Here is a 19,427-nt window from a genome sequence, read left to right as displayed (position 1 = left end):
TAAATACCATGAAATTTAGGCCTATTGACCCAAATAATCGCCGTTTGAAAATTGCAAGCGCTCCATTTACCCATGATAATCAAAGCACTAGCCTTGTTATGCTATGGGTGATATTGGCCGCTTTGCCTGGTATTGCGGCACAAATTTACTTTTTTGGTATTGGTACTCTCTATCAAATTGTTTTAGCCATAATCACGGCCATTATCGTCGAGGGCATTGCTATTCGCCTTCGTCAAAAGCCTGTATTGAATGTACTCAAAGATAACTCTGCGGTTGTAACGGCGCTATTATTAGGTATTAGCCTACCGCCATTAGCGCCGTGGTGGATGATCGTTTTAGGAACAGCTTTCGCGATAATTATTGCAAAACAATGCTATGGTGGATTAGGACAAAACCCATTTAACCCTGCTATGGTCGGTTATGTTGTACTCTTAATTTCATTTCCCGTACAAATGACCAGTTGGTTACCTCCCCATGAGTTACAGACTTTAAATATCAATGCATTAGAAAGTCTATCAATTATTTTTACAGGGCATACCCCAACTGGAGTTACGCTTGATGCCTTACGAATGGGTGTCGATGGAATGAGCCAAGCAACCCCATTAGACAGTTTTAAAACAGGGCTTTTAACTCATCCTATTTCAGATGTTTTACAGCAGCCTATTTTGCAAGGCTCTCTCGCTGGTATTGGCTGGCAATGGGTGAATATTGCCTATTTAGTCGGTGGCGTAATCATGTTGAATCGCCGTATTATCAGTTGGCAAATCCCTGTTGCATTTCTCGCTACATTGGCATTTTGTGCAATCGTAAGCTGGTTAATCGATTCTGAGCGCTACTCTCCACCTTTAGTGCAATTACTCTCAGGCGCAACTATGTTAGGGGCCTTCTTTATTGCAACTGACCCGGTAACAGCCTCCACAACACCAAAAGGTCGCCTCATTTATGGTGTGATGATTGGTTTATTAGTATGGTTAATTCGTGTTTATGGTGGTTATCCCGATGCCGTCGCTTTTGCTGTCTTATTAACCAACATTACCGTTCCTCTCATTGACCACTATACGCAACCCCGTGCATACGGGCATGGACATAAGTAAGGAGGCTGTATGTTGAATACGATGCGCCGTCATGGGGCTATTTTGGCGCTATTTGCAGCAGGTACAACGGCTCTCAGTGCTACGGTTTATACGTTAACTAAGGATACCATTGCTCAACAAGCGGCGATTGTGCAAAAGCAATTACTTGACCAAGTCGTGCCAACCCATTTATATGATAATGATTTAGGACAAGAGTGTTATTTAGTCGGTGCTGAGGCCCAACTTGGCGGTAAACAACCCCATCGACTGTACATTGCGCGAAAGAATGGTGAACCTGTCGCCGCCGCTCTCGAATCGATTGCGCCTGATGGCTATTCTGGCGCGATACATCTATTAGTTGGCACTGATTTTAACGGTAATGTCCTTGGTGTTAGGGTGACTGAACATCATGAAACCCCCGGACTCGGCGATAAAATTGAAACTCGAATTTCCGATTGGATCACGCTATTAACAGGTAACGTTGCTTCTGAGCAGGACCCTAAATGGGCGGTAAAAAAAGATGGTGGTAATTTTGATCAATTTACGGGTGCGACAATAACGCCAAGAGCGGTTGTGAATGCCACTAAGCGCACTGCTGTTTTTATGCAAAAAATACCACAAAATCTATCAAGTTACCCAATTTGTGGAGCTGAATAATCATGAGTGAATCTAAAGAACTTTTTGCCCAAGGCTTATGGAAAAATAACTCAGCGCTGGTACAACTTTTAGGGCTATGCCCTTTACTCGCGGTTTCATCAACAGCAACCAATGCACTAGGACTTGGGCTTGCCACAACACTGGTATTAATCTGTACCAATGTGGCTGTCTCGGCATTTCGTCGTTGGGTACCGAGTGAAATCCGTATACCTATTTATGTCATGATTATTGCTTCTGTTGTTAGCGCCGTACAGATGTTAATTAATGCTTATGCTTTCGGCCTCTATGAGTCTTTAGGCATTTTTATTCCCCTGATTGTGACAAACTGTATTGTTATTGGCCGCGCGGAAGCCTATGCATCAAGGAATCCAGTGCCACTTTCAGCCGTTGATGGACTTGCTATGGGATTAGGGGCTACCGCGGCTTTACTTGTTCTCGGCGCTATGCGTGAAATTTTAGGCAATGGCACGTTATTTGATGGTGCAGATTTACTTTTAGGGCCATGGGCTAAATCATTAAGAATTGAAGTGTTACAGCTTGACTCTCCGTTTTTACTCGCTATGCTGCCACCGGGTGCTTTTATCGGTCTAGCATTAATGCTTGCGGGTAAATATTTAATTGATGAAAAAATGAAAAAACGAGCCGCTCTCAAGTCAGGTCTGCAACCTGAACGTGAATACCCAAAAGAACAAGGATGCGGCAGCCATATTTCTAGATAAAATTGATTGTGAGCTATGAATAAATCAAAACGTATTGAGATATTAACTCGTTTACGCGATAACAATCCCAATCCAACAACGGAATTACAATTTAATTCCCCTTTCGAGCTGCTGATCGCTGTTTTGCTATCAGCACAAGCCACGGATGTTAGTGTTAACAAAGCAACCGCTAAATTATATCCGGTAGCAAATACACCTGAAGCTATGTTGGCGCTAGGTGTTGATGGCATCAAAGAATATATAAAAACCATTGGGCTATTTAACACCAAAGCGGAAAGTGTGATTAAAACTTGTAAGATCTTAATTGAAAAACATAACAGCCAAGTGCCCGAAGATCGTGCCGCGCTCGAAGCCTTACCCGGCGTGGGTCGCAAAACGGCCAATGTTGTTCTAAATACAGCATTTGGTTGGCCAACTATCGCTGTTGATACCCATATTTTTAGGGTCTGTAATCGAACTAACTTTGCACCGGGTAAAAATGTTGTCGAAGTGGAAGAAAAGCTCCTAAAAGTCGTCCCCGCTGAGTTTAAAGTCGATTGCCACCATTGGTTTATTTTGCATGGTCGCTATACCTGTATTGCTCGTAAGCCTCGTTGTGGTTCTTGCATTATCGAAGACTTATGCGAATTTAAAGATAAAGTTTACCCTGAAAATTAATATTACACTGCTCCCAGTAATTTGTTCACGATGCAATTTTTTCTTGCTCTAAGACTTTGTCTTACGTAACAATGGGAGTCAAACTCAACCTCCATAAAAACGGTAAGTATGTTTCAAGACAACCCATTGCTCGCGCAACTCAAACAGCAGCTACATTCTCAAACCCCACGAGTTGAGGGTTTGATAAAAAGTACCGACAAAGGTTTCGGTTTTCTCGAAGTAGATGGACAAAAAAGCTACTTTGTACCTCCTCCGCAGATGAAGAAAGTCATGCATGGTGACCGTGTTGTGGCTGCTATTCATACCGATAAAGACCGTGAATTCGCTGAGCCAGAAGAACTTGTCGAACCTTTTCTCACGCGTTTTGTAGGTCGAATTCAGAAAAAAGATAATGATAACCGTTTATTCGTTATTCCAGATCATCCGCTACTAAAAGATACGATTTCTTGCCGCCCAACCAAAGACGTTACCCATGAATTTGCACAAGGAGATTGGGTTGTTGCTGAAATGCGTCGTCACCCCTTAAAAGGTGATAAAGGTTTTTACGCTGACATTACAGAATTCATTACGGATGGTGAAGACCATTTTGCGCCTTGGTGGGTAACACTGCGTCGTCATCAACTTGATCGTGCAGAGCCACAAATGGTGGATAGTGAACGTGACGATGAAGGCATTGAACGCATTGACCTCACTCACCTTCATTTTGTCACTATCGATAGTGCCAGCACGGAAGATATGGATGATGCGCTCTATGTTGAAAGAACCCCTGAAGGTAATCTAAAGCTTTATATTGCTATTGCCGATCCAACCAGTTATATCAAAGAAGGCAGTGAATTAGATAAACTGGCTTTGGCACGTTCTTATACCAATTATCTTCCTGGTTTTAACATTCCAATGCTACCTCGTGAGCTATCCGACAACCTATGCTCTTTGCGCCCTAATGAGCAGCGCCCTGCACTTGTCTGTGCCACGACGATATTAGCAGATGGCAGTATCGCTGAAGATATTCAATTCTTTAGTGCTTGGGTTGAGTCTAAATCTAAATTGGTTTACGACGAAGTTTCTGATTGGTTGGAAAAAACAGGTAGTTGGCAGCCAGCTAATCCAGCGGATCAACAACAGATCGAGTTACTAAAAGAGATGGCTGATAAACGCCATCAATGGCGTCAACAAAATGCACTGGTGTTTAAAGATCGCCCTGATTATCGTTTCCTATTAGATGATAAAGGCAATGTCATTGATATCATTGTAGAAAGCCGCCGTACAGCAAATCGTATTGTCGAAGAAGCCATGATAACGGCTAACCTGTGTGCAGCAATACAACTGAAAAACAGCTTAGGTTTTGGTGTATTTAATGTCCACATGGGCTTTGAACCATTACAAATTGACCAAGTCGTACAAACGTTGAAAGATCATGGTATCGAAACGACCGCGGACGCATTGCTAACTTTGGAAGGTTTCCGTCAACTACGTCGTCAGTTAGATGCACAACCGACCCAATTCTTAGACAGTCGTATCCGCCGCTTCCAAACATTTGCTGAGGTGAAAAGTGAACCCGGCCCGCATTTTGGCTTAGGTTTTGACGCTTACGCAACTTGGACATCACCGATTCGTAAATATACAGACATCGTTAACCATCGGTTATTAAAGTCTGTGATTGCTGGCCAGCCTTCAACGAATAAGCCAACAGAAGAGTTGTCAATAAAATTAGCTGAACGCCGCCGTGCAAACCGCATGGCTGAACGCGATGTCGGTGATTGGCTATATGCGCGTTTCTTAAAGCCATTTGAGGGGACTGACCAAGTTTTCCCAGCGGAGATCATCGATATTACTCGTGGTGGTGTTCGTGTCCGACTCACCGATAATGGTGCTGTTGCTTTTATCCCAGCGCCGTTCTTACATGCTGTGCGCGACGAAATACAATGTAGCCAAGAAACGGGCAGCGTATTAATTAAAGGTGAACCTGCGTACAAACTCAACGATATTATTCATGTCAATATCGCCGAAGTGCGTATGGAAACACGTAATATTGTTGCTCGCCCCGCCGCATAATTCTTTTTAATACTATACTATAAATATGCTACTGATTTTATCAGTAGCATATTGTTTTATTGCCGTCTTATTTAGTCTACAACACTTAGTTATATTTCCGTTTTTTATAGATATTAATTCCCGATAATTCTGATTCGTATAATTACTGATTGTGATAATTTGGTTACGTCCACAAAACTCGGAGTCACTAAAATGAACACGACAAGTAAACGCGTTACGACATTCGCTTTAGCCACTATTATCGCTATTAGCCTGAGTGCATGCTCAAATATGTCAAAACGAGACAAGAATACCGCTGTAGGTGCTGGCGTAGGTGCCGTAGGTGGGGCAATCCTAACGGGAGGTAGCACACTAGGAACTGTTGGTGGCGCTGCTGTTGGTGGGATTATTGGACATCAAGTCGGAAAATAAATTCATGGCTAAGGGGCTTTCCCCTTAGCCTGTATTACGATCAGCCACCCGCTAACTTAACGTGATAGCCTTTTGCTTCTAAAAGTTGTTTGATTATGTCGCGTTTATCGCCTTGGATCTCAATATCACCGTCTTTTACTGAGCCGCCACAACCGCACTTTTTCTTCAATTCCGCAGCCAGTTTTGCCAGTTCGCCATCGTCTAGGTCAAGTCCGGTAACAATACAAACGCCCTTACCTTTACGCCCAGCCGTTTCACGACGGATCCTAACAATACCGTCTCCTTTAGGGCGTTGGATTTTTGGCTTCTCTTGTTCTATTCGCCCACTCTCAGTGCTATAGACTAGGCGACTATTTGAATCACTCATACTCAAGCCTTAATCGATTGGTTGATTTGCTGTAATGCTAATGCAGGGTTATCGCTACGAGTGATCGGCCGACCAATCACCATATAATCAACCCCTGCTTGTAATGCATCTTGTGGCGTCATGATACGACGTTGGTCACCCACATCACTTCCTACAGGGCGAATGCCTGGCGTGACTAATTTAAAATCACGACCACACAATGATTTTAATCTTTTTGCCTCGTGCGCTGAACACACGACACCATCTAAACCACACTCTTTCGTCAATAATGCCAAACGTTCAGCATGCTCTGCCGGTGTCGCATTAATACCAACCCCCAGCAAATCAGATTGATCCATACTGGTTAAAACGGTAACTGCTGTTAATAATGGCGCTTCTTTACCATAAGGCTCTAATGCTTTTCGGGCGGCTTCCATCATACGGCTGCCACCACCTGCATGAACGTTCACCATCCAAACCCCCATCTCTGCTGCCGCAGCGACTGCACGAGCAACGGTATTTGGGATATCGTGGAATTTCAAATCAAGGAAAACCTCAAAGCCTCGTTGATGCAGTGACTTGACAAAGTGCGGGCCATTAAAGGTAAACATCTCTTTACCGACTTTCAAACGGCATTCACGGGGATCAATTAGGTCAACAAACGCCAATGCAGCGTCTACATCTTCATAGTCGAGTGCAACAATGACTGGCGAGTGAGTAGATACACGAGCGTGGTTTTCTGTTGAAGAAATCATTTAGTTGTAGCCTTAATCATATTTGGTAAAAAGTGACACTGTCACTGTCCATCTAATCCACGAATTGGTTTGATTGTGTCCCATGAACGGCAAGATGGGCAATGCCAATATAACGAATGTGAGGTAAAACCACATTTGTGGCAACGGTAATCGGGTTTAGTTCTAATTTGCTCACCTACCATTTTGCGTAACAGGATTAAGCTTTCTTTTGCTCGCCCTTCTTCCGCTTCTTGTAGGTGGTAATCCATTAAGCGATAAAATAATCGCATGGTGGGATGGCGTTGAATCTGATCATTAATATAACTTGCAGCAGCCTCATGATTTTGTTTATCAACAATAATATCGGCTAAGTAAAGTTCAGCAATTGCGCCCGTATTGCCAGCAACACATTGACGTAAGTACGTTTCCCAATCTTCGATATTCGCAGTTTGTTGGTAGCAATCATGCAATAAAGGCAAGGTTTCAGCCACCAGCTCTCTGTCTTGTTCATAAACTTGTTTTAGGACCGCAATGGCTTTGTCATACTGCCCTTGCTCAATAAAAATGCGCCCTTTCATAATCGACACACGAGCACAGGTTTTATCGGCCTGTTCTGCCTTATTGAGTAAGCTTAATGCACCATCAAGGTCGTCACTGCTAAGATGTTGGCTAGCTAGCTCACAATAGAAATGCGCAATATTTTCACGTTGCTCTTCATTACCCAATTTAACTAATTTGGTGGCAATCTCGATAGCCTTACTCCATTCACTAGTCAGTTGGAAAATACTGAGTAATGACTGCAAGGCATTTTGCTTAAAATCGACCTCATCAGTTAATTGCTGAAACATATTTTCAGCGCGATCATAAACCCCTGCCGCCATATAATCACGGCCGAGTTGCTGAGTGGCTAAAAGACGTTGTTCAAAAGATAATGATGCACTTTCAACAAGCGATTGATGAATTCGGATTGCTCGTTCAACCTCACCTCGGGAGCGAAATAAATTACCTAATGTGAGATGTGCTTCAAATGCGGAGCTATCCTCTTTCAACATATCGAGAAAGAGGTCAACAGCTTTATCTTGCTGATTTGACAAAAGAAAGTTAACACCCGTCACATAGTCTCGTGACAGGCGATTAGCATGTTGCTGCTTGTCTTGTTGAGCGCTTCGACGCCCCATATACCAGCCGTATGCAGCCGCGACAGGTAACAACAGAAACAGCAGCTCAAACATACAAGTTTATTCCTTGTTCTTCTGAGCCACAATTTCTGTAGAATCAGAGAATGTTTTATCATCCACACTCAGTTGGGATTCAAGGCGTTTGATTTTACGGCGCGCATTTTTCAGGCTAACCACCGCACGCAAATAAAACAGCCCTGCAACTAACCAACCGAGCACAAAACCGACCCCAAACAACGAAGCCAAAAGCGAAGATAATGCAAAATCTCCCTGCGCAATCAGATAGTTAAATGTAATCACCTGATTATTGCTTGAGCCTAGCGTTATTGAAATGATAAAAATCACAACAGCTAGTAATAATATCAGAAAATATTTCACATTCTTTCCCGTTATCCGTTTTTATGAAATGAAATTATCTACCTGATAAGGTAGCATTTCTGGCGCACTCAGACAAAGTAATTTATCTTATACGCCGACTTTGCTGATGCCTTATGGCGCTTATTTAAGCGACTTTTGTGCTATCACTCGCGACTTATGCTCGCTCTTTTAATACAGCACATGCCACCAAGGCTAGAATCGCGCTAATGATAATGGATGCAATAGCATCAACTGGCCAATGCATTCCTAGTAGCAATCGACTCAAAACAATCCCTTCAGCCCACACAGCAATTATCACTGAAAGTAGATATTGCCTACGCTGCCAAAATAGCCCGATCAATAATAACGCCCAACCTGCGGCAAATAAAACATGGCCTGATGGAAATGAATACCCTGTTTCAGCCTGCCAATGTTTCCGTTGCCATGACGGAACCTGAGCATTTTCTTTAACAAACTGTTTAATTACCTCAGCCCGTTGTTTTCTTTTTAATTCATAAAAATCTGAATTCGAAATGCCATACTCTTTTTCTAACCAAACCACATAAGGTCGTGGTTCTTGGAGACTGTTTTTAACAATCCCTTTGATACCTTGTCCCGCAACAATACAACAGATAATCACGATCCCCCATAAAATGGTGTGTTTTAATTTGAGCTTACAAACATAAAAAGTCAGAGCGAGTAAAACGGTTGAGGTTATTAGGCTATAAGGGAGCCCCGCAGTTTCGGTTAACCAAAACAGCCATTTAATCGATTCTACTTTCGATGACGGCAGCCAATACCAGCCGCTCATCCACAGTACGGTAGGCGGAATAAGTAATAAAACAGCAAAAGCGATGATGGGATATATTGATCTATTCATTTTATGCTATTTATGCCTGTTGAGTATTTGAATTAATAAAATTTGATTCACAAGTGATTAACTCTGTTATAGTAATGAATAGGAGACCGTGTGCAAATAAAAGTCTTCTCTATATGCTAAACACCATATAGCATCGATAGATTATCCCCTATCGATTAACGTTCTTAATTACGCAAGAGTTATTTCAACTAATGAATGAAAATATGCAGCTAATACGTGTTGCCGAAGCCAAATTACCCACTCCTTTCGGCGAGTTCTTAATGGTCGGGTTTGAGGAAATAGCAACCGGTCGTGACCACGTCGCTCTCATTTTTGGCGATATATCAGGTCCGGAACCAGTGCTCAGTCGTATCCACTCCGAATGCTTAACGGGTGATGCGTTATTCAGCTTACGCTGTGATTGCGGTTTCCAATTAGAAGCAGCACTTTCTCAGATTAGTAAAGAAGGCCGTGGAGTGCTACTTTATCATCGCCAAGAAGGTCGCAATATTGGCCTACTCAATAAAATTCGTGCCTATGCATTACAGGATCAAGGCTTAGATACCGTCGAAGCGAATCTTAAATTAGGTTTTAAAGCGGATGAGCGCGATTTTACACTGTGCTCTGACATGTATAAATTATTGGGTATTAACGAAGTCCGCTTATTAACCAATAATCCTAAAAAAATTAATATTATGCGTGAAGCCGGCATTAATGTTGTTGAACGTGTTCCTTTAATTGTTGGCCGTAATCCAAGCAATGCTCATTACTTAGATATAAAAGCTGAGAAAATGGGGCATATGCTATTTAAGCATCAATAATTTTTCAAAAATGGAAGAGCTTATGATCGCGCTCTTCCTTTACCAATATTAAAATAATAACAATCGGTTGTATGACTTTCCCTCTCTGATATATTCACTTTCACTCTATAAGGTTTATACTGTTACCCATCAATGATCTCGAAAAATAAATTTAACGACTTAAATTTATTTCTCTGATAATAAGGAGCTACGGTGAATAACCTGCATTCTATCCAACGTATGAGAAGATTACGCAAAACTGAAAAAATGCGTGACCTTTTCCAAGAAACGCATCTTTCCCTTAATGACCTGTGTCTACCTATCTTTGTTGAAGAAGGTATTGACGATTATAAACAAATCGACAGTATGCCTGGCGTTGTACGTATCCCTGAAAAACGTTTAGCCTTTGAAATAGAACGTATTGCCAAAGCAGGCATTAAATCTGTGATGACATTTGGCGTTTCTCATCATTTGGATGAAACGGGTAGCGATGCGTGGCAAGAAAATGGTTTAGTCGCACGTATGTCACGCATATGTAAAGATACCGTCCCCGAAATGATTGTGATGTCAGATACTTGTTTCTGTGAATATACATCACATGGTCATTGTGGTGTTATGCAGGGTGACATTGTTGATAATGATGCCACAATCCATAACTTAGGTTTGCAAGCAGTGGCCGCTGCTCGAGCAGGTGCGGACTTTATCGCCCCTTCAGCTGCAATGGATGGACAAGTTGCAGCCATTCGCCACGCTCTAGATGCAGCGGGTTTTACAGACACCGCAATCATGTCTTACTCCACAAAGTTTGCGTCAGCGCTCTATGGTCCATTTAGAGATGCGGCAGGCTCTTGTTTGAAAGGTGACAGAAAAACCTATCAAATGAATCCGATGAACCGCCGCGAAGCCATTCATGAATCATTGATTGATGTTCAAGAAGGCGCTGATGCACTAATGGTTAAACCCGCGGGAGCTTATTTAGATATCATTCGTGACCTACGCGAACGTACTGAATTGCCGATTGGCGCTTATCAGGTTAGTGGCGAATATGCACAAATTAAATTTGCTGCAATGGCGGGAGCGATCGACGAAACTCGCGTGACGCTTGAAACTTTAGGTGCGATCAAACGCGCTGGTGCTGATATGATTTTCACCTATTTTGCACTTCAACTCGCTGAAGACAAAATTCTGTCCCTCTAATGATTGTCTACAGTGCCCGTTAATGCATTCATTAACGGGCATTTTCATTTACCCTTTTTGCCTGTTAAGTTGTTCTGTTAATCGTAGGGCATAACTTTGCGCAACACTTGGGTCATGTAGGCCTGTAATCAACAATTTTTGCTTTTCATCAGCAGTCTTTGCAGCCACTCCCCAGCAGGCGATATCCGCCCTTGAGTGAGACATTTCATCCAAATTGGCTACTTTTTCTGGCATGGCCACAATATCGTTGTTTTGAGATAAGGGGACTATATCTATTGCGACATAATCCGCATGACGACCTAATGGGAATTCTTTATCTACCAATAAACGGAGATCACAAACTTCAGTTTCGGGTGTTTGCATCACAATGGAATATAAATTTGGAATATGTTCAAGAATATCTCGAACTTCATTTTGATAATGATGACTTGACGAACTTGACGAGGTAGAGACGAGAATATCTGCAGCCCAAAGTGCACCTTTGTAAAAATCCGTTGCATTAATATCTGCCATATCTTTTTCCTTTACGTTAGATCATTTCATTAGCCCGTTTATATCTTATCGAATATCAATATACGCTATTTGTATCCGCCGATTTAAAAATACGTCCCCACTCCTTACGCATTTTTATCCCCCTGTGAGCAGTTATTCCCCCCTTACCGACCGCAAAATGTATTTCGCCACCCAAAAAACACTCTGTACATCCATTCATAGAGCCTAACAGCAACATCATCATAACCTGAAGTTAATCGCATTATATTGCGAAATAACAATAAAAAACGCCCATTGTAAAAATACAGATGGGCGTTTTTAACCAACAAATGCCAAAAATTAGTGCAGCATTTGACGGATCACATAATGCAAGATACCGCCATTTCGGTAATATTCCATCTCGGTGGCTGTATCAATGCGGCAACGTGTGGCGATTTCTTTCACCTGCCCATCTCCATAGGTGATTTTCACCACGATATGTTGACCCGGCTCAATGGATTGCAAGTACTCAACATCTATACGCTCATCACCTTTAAGCCCCAGCGTTTTACGTGTGGTGCCTTGTGGGAATTCCAGAGGAATAACCCCCATACCAATGAGGTTAGAACGGTGAATACGCTCATAAGATTCTGCAATCACCACGCGAACACCCAGCAAATTAGTGCCTTTTGCTGCCCAATCTCGACTCGAACCAGAACCATATTCCTTACCGGCAATGATGGCTAAAGGCAATTTTTCTTTTTGGTACAGCATGGCGGCATCATAAATTGCCATTTGTTTGCCCGTTGGAATATGTTTTGTATAGCCACCTTCAACCCCTGGCACCATTTCATTACGAATACGAATATTTGCAAACGTACCACGCATCATCACTTCATGGTTACCACGGCGAGAACCGTAGGAGTTAAAATCAGCGACAGCCACACCATGTTCCTGCAAGTAGCGTCCCGCTGGACTATCTACCTTAATATTCCCTGCTGGAGAAATATGGTCCGTTGTGACTGAATCGCCTAATATGGCCAGAATATGCGCTCCATGGATATCCTGAACAACCTCTGGTTCCGCCTTCATACCTTCAAAGAAAGGTGGATGACGGATATAGGTAGAATCCTCCTGCCAGTGATAAGTAGAGGAGCTTTCAACCTGTAATGCTTGCCATGCTTCGTCTCCATCAAAAACAGCACTGTATTCTTTACGGAACATTTCTGTTTTCACTTTTTCAACCGCTTGGGCAATTTCAGCGCTTGATGGCCAAATATCTTTCAGGTAGACATCATTACCTTGATGGTCTTTACCTAGCGGGTCTGTTTTGACATTGATATTCATGTTGCCCGCGAGTGCATAGGCAACCACCAGCGGTGGTGACGCAAGCCAATTGGTTTTGACTAAAGGATGGATCCGCCCTTCAAAGTTGCGGTTTCCAGATAATACCGCCCCTACGGTCAAATCGCTCTCTTTGATCGCTTGTTCAATCGGTTCTGGTAATGGACCTGAGTTACCGATACAAGTTGTACAACCATAACCCACAAGATTAAAGCCTAATTTGTCTAAATACGGCGTCAAACCGGCTAAAGCTAAATAGTCGGTAACCACTTTAGAACCCGGCGCTAAAGAAGATTTAACCCAGGGTTGACGCGTTAAGCCTTTTTCTACTGCTTTTTTCGCTAATAGCCCAGCAGCCATTAGGACACTTGGGTTTGAGGTATTTGTACAAGATGTTATTGCCGCGATGACAACAGCACCATCGGTCATGTCAAAGGTTTGTCCTTGATAATTTACCGTTGGATGTGCCGCTTTATCTTTTTTATTCAGTTCCAATTCGACAGCGGCTTGAAACGCTTTTGGTACTTGGCTCAGTTCGACGCGATCTTGTGGACGCTTAGGCCCTGCTAAACTGGATTCCACTGTCGACATATCAAGCTCTAAGGTGCTCGTAAAGATCGGTTCATCACCGGCATGACGCCATAAACCTTGCTCTTTAGAATAAGCTTCCACCAACGCAATTTCATCATCACTGCGTCCTGTTAGCTTCATATACTCTAATGTGACATTATCTACAGGGAAGAAACCACAGGTCGCACCGTATTCTGGCGACATGTTCGCGATCGTTGCCCTATCCGCCAATGGTAAATCCGCAAGGCCATCACCATAAAACTCAACAAACTTACCAACCACACCATGCTTACGTAGCATTTGTGTGACCGTTAAAACTAAGTCCGTTGCAGTAATACCTTCACGTAATTTGCCTGTCAGTTTAAACCCGACAACATCAGGGATGAGCATTGAAACGGGTTGACCGAGCATAGCGGCCTCAGCCTCAATTCCCCCAACCCCCCAGCCTAATACACCAAGGCCATTGATCATGGTTGTATGTGAATCGGTACCCACTAAAGTATCTGGGTAGGCATATAATTGACCATCAATTTCTTCATACCACACTGCTTTACCGAGGTACTCTAAATTCACTTGGTGGCAAATACCAGTACCCGGTGGAACGACTCTAAAGCGGTTAAACGCTTTTTGTCCCCAACGCAAAAAGAGATAACGTTCATGGTTGCGCTTCATTTCAATTTCAACGTTATCATCAAATGCTTTGTCGGTCGCAAATTCATCAACCATCACCGAGTGGTCAATAACAAGATCCACCGGAGACAACGGATTGACTTGATTAACATTACCACCTAACGATTTCACCGCTTCACGCATCGCAGCCAAATCAACAACCGCCGGTACCCCTGTAAAGTCTTGCATCAGTACCCTAGCGGGTCGATAAGCTATTTCTCTCTCAGCATGCCCCGTTTTTTGCCAATCGATGATCGCTTGCAAATCAGCTTCGACCACTGATTTGCCATCAATATTACGCAACAGGTTTTCAAGTAGGACTTTGAGGGATTTGGGTAGCTTAGTAGCATCACCGAGTTGTTTAGTAGCAATCGGCAAACTGAAGTAATTATAGAGCTTGCTTCCGACACTGAGTGTTGATGCACTCTGTGTTTTTAGACTCAACGACATAACTCCTCCTTGGTTTTATGATGATTATGGGTCATCTTACTTGCCTAACAAATTCACAATGTTTTGTTAATTACTTGTAATTATAGTTGCTGAAAATATTTACTTTATGGATTTTGTGTCAAATCCTTAAATTCTCTGTGCTTTTCATCAAAAAACACAAAAAAATTTAAGAAAAATAGGTATCGAAATATAATATGAGAAATTCGCTCGTCTTATGAGTAATCATTAAATGACTTAAATAGAAACCTTATGTCGCGCATAAAAACAGGCGACATAAGGTAAAGAAAGGGGTTGAAAGGTGTCATTACACGATAGGCAATTTAATGTCTTTAAACATCTCTTCAATATCTTCATTGTTACGAAGTGCAATCGCCTTATCCACAACATCCCGAGTAAGATGAGGGGCAAAACGCCAAATAAAGTCATACATATAACTACGCAAAAAGCTGGTTCGCTTAAAGCCTATTTTCGTTGTGCTATAGCTAAATTTATCCCGCATATCAATCACAACGAGATCACTATCCAACTCAGGGTTCACCGCCATACTCGCAATGATACCAATCCCTAACCCAAGACGAACATAGGTTTTAATAACATCCGCATCTGTTGCCGTAAAAATAATTTTAGGCTCAAGATTTGCCTTTTGAAAAGCAATATCTAATTCAGAACGCCCTGTAAAACCGTGGGTATAAGTCACTATCTGGTATTGTGCTACATCCTCAATCGTGACATTTTTCTTCTCCGCTAACGGGTGATCTTTTTTCACCACAACACAGCGATTCCAGTGATAACAAGGAAGCATGATCAAATCACTATAGAGATGCAGCGCTTCTGTTGCTATTGCAAAGTCACTATTTCCCTTACAGACTTCTTCAGCAATTTGGGTCGGCGAGCCTTGCTGCATGTGCAATGAAACATGTGGATAACGCTCGATAAAACCTTTTATGACAGGCGGTAATGCATAGCGTGCTTGGGTATGCGTTGTCGCAATATGCAAGGTGCCTTTATCTGGATATGTATGCTCCCCTGCAACCGAGCGAATGGCCTCTATTTTTGACAAAACCTCACGAGAAATACGGATCACCTCTTCACCGGCGGGTGTAACATGAGTGAGATGTTTACCACTGCGAGCAAAGATTTGAATACCTAGCTCATCTTCTAGCATGCGAACTTGTTTACTGATGCCTGGCTGTGAGGTAAATAGCCCTTCAGCAGTTGAAGAGACATTCAAGTCATGATTAACCACTTCAACAATATAGCGTAATTGCTGTAATTTCATTTTTAGGTTCACCTCTACAGAGCGTGTCAGAATTTAGCTATAGCTAAAAATTATTACTTATAATTAAAAGCTATATATATGATATTTAATATAACTAATATAACACCATAATGCAGACTGTGAATAGCCAGATGATGAAATTCCACATAAGTTAATTTAAATATAAAACTATTTATACAGTTAACTAGTAAGGAAATGCAAAGTTATGACCCAATTTTCGTAAACTATGATTGAATAGGAGATAAGCAACTTTGTAAGATGGGTAAATCCACTTTAGCCTTAGTAATGGAAATTAAAATTCTCAACGAAGAGAGGACGTTACATGCAGAAAAACATTTTGGCGCTCATTATCAGTATGTCGACTATCGCCATGGCCCCTCAGCTGTATGCCAAAGAAATTTCCTATGGAAATCAAAAGATTGTTTTATCAGACAACATCGCTTCTGGTGATGATTTTTATCGCTACGTGAATCAGGATTGGATCAGTAAGGCAAAGATCCCTACCGGTATGCCACGCATCAACTCGTTTGTTGAGTTATACCTAACCACAGAAAAGCAGCTACAAAGTATTATCGACCAACTTCAAAACGCGCCGGCCAACACGCTCAATCATAATCAAACAAATATTCGTAACTTGTATGCTAGCTACCTTAATGAAGAGGCCATCGAAAAAACTGGCATTGCGCCTCTTAAGGAAGAGTTAGATGCCATTAGCCATGCGAAAAACCATAATGATATTAGCAAATTGATGGCATTACCTGCTTATACGCCATTTATTTCTTATTGGGTCGACCTTGATGCCAAACAACCTGATACTTATGTTTTATACCTTGGTCAAGGCGGTTTAGGCTTACCGAATCGTAATTATTATCTCGACGACACCCCTCAGATGGAAGATATTCGCAAAAACTATATTGCTTATATCGCAACAATCTTAAACTTAGCGGGTGAAAAAGAGGTTGAGCAGAAAGCTCAGCAAATTTTTGCTCTAGAAAAATCCATGGCTCAGGTGCATTGGAGCCCAGAAGCACGTCGCGATACGATCAAAAATTATCATCCCATGACGCTCGATGAAATGAAAAATTTCACTGAAGGATTTGAGTGGGATAATTTCATAAATCAATGGCAACTTTCAAACATACAATTGAATAAGGTCATTGTAGAAAATGATAGTGCTGTAAAACAGTTAGCGAAAATCTATGCTGATACCCCCGTCTCGACACTTCAAGACTATCTACGTTTTCATTATTTAAGCGACCAAGCACCCTATTTAAACCGTGATTATTCTGACGCTAGATTTGATTTTTATTCACGTAAATTGAATGGTATTGAAAAACAAAGATCCCGCAAAGAACGTGCTCTTGAAACAGTAAACCGTTTACAAGGCGAGCCGATGGGCCAGATTTATGTCGAGAAATATTTCGACCCTGAATCAAAAGCTAAAATTACTGAGCTGGTGAGTTATATTAGAGGCACTTTCAATTCACGCTTAAAAGATAATGACTGGATGGATAACCCAACGCGTGAAGAAGCGCTCAAAAAGCTTGAACAATTTACCGTTAAAGTAGGCTACCCTGATAAGTGGAATGATTTTAGTAGCATTAATTTAAAGCCTGATACTTTATTGGATAACTATAAGCAAGTCTTGAATTGGTCCTATCAGGATAACATGAGCAAAATAGGACAACCGGTTCGTCAATGGGAATGGGGAATGACACCTCAAACCATTAATGCGTATTTTAATCCTGTTCAAAATGAGATTGTATTCCCTGCCGCAATTTTGCAGGCGCCATTCTTTGACCCTAATGTTGACCCTGCTTATAACTACGGCGCTATTGGCGCTGTCATCGGCCATGAAATGGGCCATGGGTTCGATGATCAAGGAAGCTTATATGATGGTACAGGGCAACTTCGTAACTGGTGGAGTGATGCTTCAAAACAACACTTCAAGCAGAAAACTGATAAATTAGTTGAGCAATATGATGGCTTTCGTGTCGATGGCCAAAAAGTGAATGGTCAACTCACATTAGGGGAAAATATTGGTGATTTGGGCGGCCTTAATATCGCGCTGAGCGCGTATAAGCAATTCGTCAAAGAGAATTACCCAAATGGTGAAGCACCTATTATTGATGGCACAACGGGATTACAACGTTTCTTCATTTCTTGGGCAAGAACTTGGCAAGAACTGTCAAATAAAGAATCTGAACGAAACAAAATCTTAACCGACCCGCATAGCCCAAACCAATTCAGAGCGAATGGTGTCGTACGAAATATGGATGAATGGTATCAAACATTCTCTGTTGATAAAGATAACAAATTATATCTTGAGCCAGAACAGCGTATCCGTATTTGGTAATTAACCATTAACAAAGGCGCTAGCAATGAGTGCCTTTGTTAGTTCTGACAAATACAGGTAGCTGTATATTTATACAGTTACCCATGAATTCAGCATCAACCTTCTCTTAATAAAAATAAATTATTTATTTTCAATAAATTAAAGTCCCTGAATACCTCAGAGCCTCATAGTAAGATTGATTTTTGGTCGGGTTTTATCAATAACTGTATATTTATACAGCCATCCATGAATTCAGCATCACCCTTCTCTTAGTAAAAATAAATTATTTATTTTCAATAAATTAAAGGCCCTGAATAACTCAAAGCCTCATAGTAAGATTGATTTTTGGTCGGGTTTCCCTAATAACTGTATTTACATACAGTATTATTTAATAACACCGCACGCCATACGAGCTCCACCACCCCCTAGCGCTTCCGGATGGTCAGAGTAATTATCCCCGCCAACGTGCACCATTAGAGCACGGTTTTCAACGTCTTTGAGTGTTTTTAAGCGTGGCGCTAATACGGCATAATCCGCATTACCTTTAGCATCAACAACTAGACCAGGTAAATCACCTAAGTGACCTGTTTTATCATAAGGGCCTTTGTGAACGCCGGTTTTCGCTGGATCCATATGCCCACCCGCTTTTAATGCAGGCACTGTTTTACCTTCTTTTTCGCCAGCTTCACAGCTTGGGTTTTCATGAATATGGAAGCCATGAACCCCGCCTTGTAGGCCTGTTAATTTTGGTGAGAACAGTAACCCATAATCCGTTTCGGAAATAACAACCTCACCAATGGCTTTACCTTCACCTTGTGGAGTTGCTTCTTTCAAGACTACTGTTTTTTCCGCTGCGTTAGCTGCAAAAGCGGTGAGTAAACCAGCGAGTAAACACATTTTTAATTTCATTCTACCTCCAGTCGTGGGTCTATTTTTATACGTTTATATCGTTACATTGATTATTGCGTTTGTTGCTAAAAAGCGGATAAATATCAATAAACTGATAACTATTGATATTCGCTATTTATCAGCATAGCAAACCCGCATCATATTGCTTTGCGGTTAGCCACATAAATCAACACTTAACCTAAATATACGCATTTTTAAGACTGCGCCTGAAAAGTGATAAAGATAATAAACCGTTCATCAAAGATGGGATTTCAGGGAGAGAGGATGAACCCTATGTCACCCCTGAAAATTATTTGAGTTCTTACAGAGAAAAAGGCGATAGAATCGTCTATCGCCTTTGGCTTTTAGAGGGGCAATATA

18 protein-coding genes are annotated in these 19,427 nt (G+C 41.8%); 9 read left to right on the top strand and 9 right to left on the bottom strand.

All coding sequences use genetic code 11. The features are described from left to right. Positions 1-8: 8 nt before the first annotated feature. From rsxD to osmB, 6 genes are all read left to right on the top strand, one after another. Positions 9-1,094 carry an electron transport complex subunit RsxD gene (rsxD, locus tag G3341_RS10095; RefSeq protein ID WP_163861577.1) on the top strand — a complete coding sequence of 362 codons (1,086 nt, stop codon included), beginning with the start codon at positions 9-11 and terminating at the stop codon, positions 1,092-1,094. A 9-nt stretch (positions 1,095-1,103) separates the two neighbouring features. Continuing rightward, positions 1,104-1,730 (top strand): electron transport complex subunit RsxG, encoded by a 627-nt coding sequence (gene rsxG, locus G3341_RS10090; protein WP_163861574.1) that lies wholly within the window; start codon positions 1,104-1,106, stop codon positions 1,728-1,730. A 2-nt stretch (positions 1,731-1,732) separates the two neighbouring features. Next, complete coding sequence (locus G3341_RS10085) at positions 1,733-2,449, top strand: electron transport complex subunit E (RefSeq protein ID WP_154624603.1); 717 nt, start codon at positions 1,733-1,735, stop codon at positions 2,447-2,449. A gap of 15 nt (positions 2,450-2,464) precedes the next feature. After that, the gene (gene nth / locus G3341_RS10080; RefSeq protein WP_154624602.1) at positions 2,465-3,106 is read left to right on the top strand and encodes an endonuclease III; all 642 of its coding nucleotides are present in this window, start codon (positions 2,465-2,467) and stop codon (positions 3,104-3,106) included. 108 nt (positions 3,107-3,214) lie between these two features. Further along, positions 3,215-5,158, top strand: coding sequence for an exoribonuclease II (locus G3341_RS10075; RefSeq protein WP_154624601.1), 1,944 nt, complete (start codon positions 3,215-3,217; stop codon positions 5,156-5,158). A gap of 192 nt (positions 5,159-5,350) precedes the next feature. Beyond that, positions 5,351-5,569: an osmotically-inducible lipoprotein OsmB gene (osmB, locus tag G3341_RS10070; protein ID WP_154624600.1), complete on the top strand. Its 219-nt coding sequence runs from the start codon at positions 5,351-5,353 to the stop codon at positions 5,567-5,569. 40 nt (positions 5,570-5,609) lie between these two features. Here the strand turns inward: osmB and yciH are convergent, their stop codons facing one another. From yciH to pgpB, 5 genes are all read right to left on the bottom strand, one after another. Further along, the gene (yciH, locus tag G3341_RS10065) at positions 5,610-5,936 is read right to left on the bottom strand and encodes a stress response translation initiation inhibitor YciH (protein WP_154624599.1); all 327 of its coding nucleotides are present in this window, start codon (positions 5,934-5,936) and stop codon (positions 5,610-5,612) included. A gap of 2 nt (positions 5,937-5,938) precedes the next feature. After that, positions 5,939-6,670, bottom strand: coding sequence for an orotidine-5'-phosphate decarboxylase (gene pyrF, locus G3341_RS10060; RefSeq protein WP_154624598.1), 732 nt, complete (start codon positions 6,668-6,670; stop codon positions 5,939-5,941). A 41-nt stretch (positions 6,671-6,711) separates the two neighbouring features. Further along, a complete protein-coding gene (lapB, locus tag G3341_RS10055) occupies positions 6,712-7,881 on the bottom strand; it encodes a lipopolysaccharide assembly protein LapB (protein ID WP_154624597.1) in 1,170 nt (389 codons plus the stop codon). Between the two features lie 6 nt (positions 7,882-7,887). Then, on the bottom strand, positions 7,888-8,205 hold the full coding sequence (locus G3341_RS10050) for a LapA family protein (RefSeq protein ID WP_163861572.1): 318 nt from the start codon (positions 8,203-8,205) through the stop codon (positions 7,888-7,890). Positions 8,206-8,359: 154 nt separating this feature from the next. After that, a complete protein-coding gene (gene pgpB / locus G3341_RS10045; protein ID WP_163861569.1) occupies positions 8,360-9,064 on the bottom strand; it encodes a phosphatidylglycerophosphatase B in 705 nt (234 codons plus the stop codon). A 203-nt stretch (positions 9,065-9,267) separates the two neighbouring features. Between pgpB and ribA the strand changes: the two genes are divergently transcribed. Then, positions 9,268-9,864, top strand: a complete 597-nt coding sequence (gene ribA, locus G3341_RS10040) for a GTP cyclohydrolase II (RefSeq protein WP_154624607.1) — start codon at positions 9,268-9,270, stop codon at positions 9,862-9,864. Between the two features lie 192 nt (positions 9,865-10,056). Next, positions 10,057-11,040 (top strand): porphobilinogen synthase, encoded by a 984-nt coding sequence (gene hemB / locus G3341_RS10035; protein ID WP_163861567.1) that lies wholly within the window; start codon positions 10,057-10,059, stop codon positions 11,038-11,040. Positions 11,041-11,088: 48 nt separating this feature from the next. Here the strand turns inward: hemB and G3341_RS10030 are convergent, their stop codons facing one another. The 3 genes from G3341_RS10030 to cysB all read right to left on the bottom strand — a co-directional run bounded on the left by G3341_RS10030 (position 11,089) and on the right by cysB (position 15,823). Then, complete coding sequence (locus G3341_RS10030; RefSeq protein ID WP_154624595.1) at positions 11,089-11,553, bottom strand: hypothetical protein; 465 nt, start codon at positions 11,551-11,553, stop codon at positions 11,089-11,091. Between the two features lie 318 nt (positions 11,554-11,871). Continuing rightward, positions 11,872-14,544 carry an aconitate hydratase AcnA gene (gene acnA / locus G3341_RS10025; protein ID WP_154624594.1) on the bottom strand — a complete coding sequence of 891 codons (2,673 nt, stop codon included), beginning with the start codon at positions 14,542-14,544 and terminating at the stop codon, positions 11,872-11,874. Between the two features lie 304 nt (positions 14,545-14,848). Next, positions 14,849-15,823: an HTH-type transcriptional regulator CysB gene (cysB, locus tag G3341_RS10020; protein ID WP_154624593.1), complete on the bottom strand. Its 975-nt coding sequence runs from the start codon at positions 15,821-15,823 to the stop codon at positions 14,849-14,851. A 322-nt stretch (positions 15,824-16,145) separates the two neighbouring features. On the opposite strand from cysB, the gene G3341_RS10015 reads away from it, so the two are divergent. Next, a complete protein-coding gene (locus G3341_RS10015) occupies positions 16,146-18,179 on the top strand; it encodes a M13 family metallopeptidase (RefSeq protein ID WP_163861564.1) in 2,034 nt (677 codons plus the stop codon). Positions 18,180-18,542: 363 nt separating this feature from the next. Here G3341_RS10015 and sodC read toward each other — a convergent pair whose 3' ends face one another. Then, positions 18,543-19,067, bottom strand: coding sequence for a superoxide dismutase family protein (gene sodC, locus G3341_RS10010; RefSeq protein ID WP_163861561.1), 525 nt, complete (start codon positions 19,065-19,067; stop codon positions 18,543-18,545). Positions 19,068-19,427 lie beyond the last annotated feature (360 nt).

Origin of the sequence: Providencia vermicola, assembly GCF_010748935.1 — a bacterium.
Lineage (GTDB): Bacteria > Pseudomonadota > Gammaproteobacteria > Enterobacterales > Enterobacteriaceae > Providencia > Providencia zhejiangensis.
The sequence above is the reverse complement of the archived record's forward strand: the minus strand, read 5'-3'. Positions and strand labels throughout refer to the sequence as shown.

Coding starts and splice junctions, on each gene's coding strand:
- rsxD (WP_163861577.1), top strand. CDS start 9: ATGAAATTTAGGCCTATTGACCCAAATAATCGCCGTTTGAAAATTGCA.
- rsxG (WP_163861574.1), top strand. CDS start 1,104: ATGTTGAATACGATGCGCCGTCATGGGGCTATTTTGGCGCTATTTGCA.
- G3341_RS10085 (WP_154624603.1), top strand. CDS start 1,733: ATGAGTGAATCTAAAGAACTTTTTGCCCAAGGCTTATGGAAAAATAAC.
- nth (WP_154624602.1), top strand. CDS start 2,465: ATGAATAAATCAAAACGTATTGAGATATTAACTCGTTTACGCGATAAC.
- G3341_RS10075 (WP_154624601.1), top strand. CDS start 3,215: ATGTTTCAAGACAACCCATTGCTCGCGCAACTCAAACAGCAGCTACAT.
- osmB (WP_154624600.1), top strand. CDS start 5,351: ATGAACACGACAAGTAAACGCGTTACGACATTCGCTTTAGCCACTATT.
- yciH (WP_154624599.1), bottom strand. CDS start 5,936: ATGAGTGATTCAAATAGTCGCCTAGTCTATAGCACTGAGAGTGGGCGA.
- pyrF (WP_154624598.1), bottom strand. CDS start 6,670: ATGATTTCTTCAACAGAAAACCACGCTCGTGTATCTACTCACTCGCCA.
- lapB (WP_154624597.1), bottom strand. CDS start 7,881: ATGTTTGAGCTGCTGTTTCTGTTGTTACCTGTCGCGGCTGCATACGGC.
- pgpB (WP_163861569.1), bottom strand. CDS start 9,064: ATGAATAGATCAATATATCCCATCATCGCTTTTGCTGTTTTATTACTT.
- ribA (WP_154624607.1), top strand. CDS start 9,268: ATGCAGCTAATACGTGTTGCCGAAGCCAAATTACCCACTCCTTTCGGC.
- G3341_RS10030 (WP_154624595.1), bottom strand. CDS start 11,553: ATGGCAGATATTAATGCAACGGATTTTTACAAAGGTGCACTTTGGGCT.
- acnA (WP_154624594.1), bottom strand. CDS start 14,544: ATGTCGTTGAGTCTAAAAACACAGAGTGCATCAACACTCAGTGTCGGA.
- cysB (WP_154624593.1), bottom strand. CDS start 15,823: ATGAAATTACAGCAATTACGCTATATTGTTGAAGTGGTTAATCATGAC.
- G3341_RS10015 (WP_163861564.1), top strand. CDS start 16,146: ATGCAGAAAAACATTTTGGCGCTCATTATCAGTATGTCGACTATCGCC.
- sodC (WP_163861561.1), bottom strand. CDS start 19,067: ATGAAATTAAAAATGTGTTTACTCGCTGGTTTACTCACCGCTTTTGCA.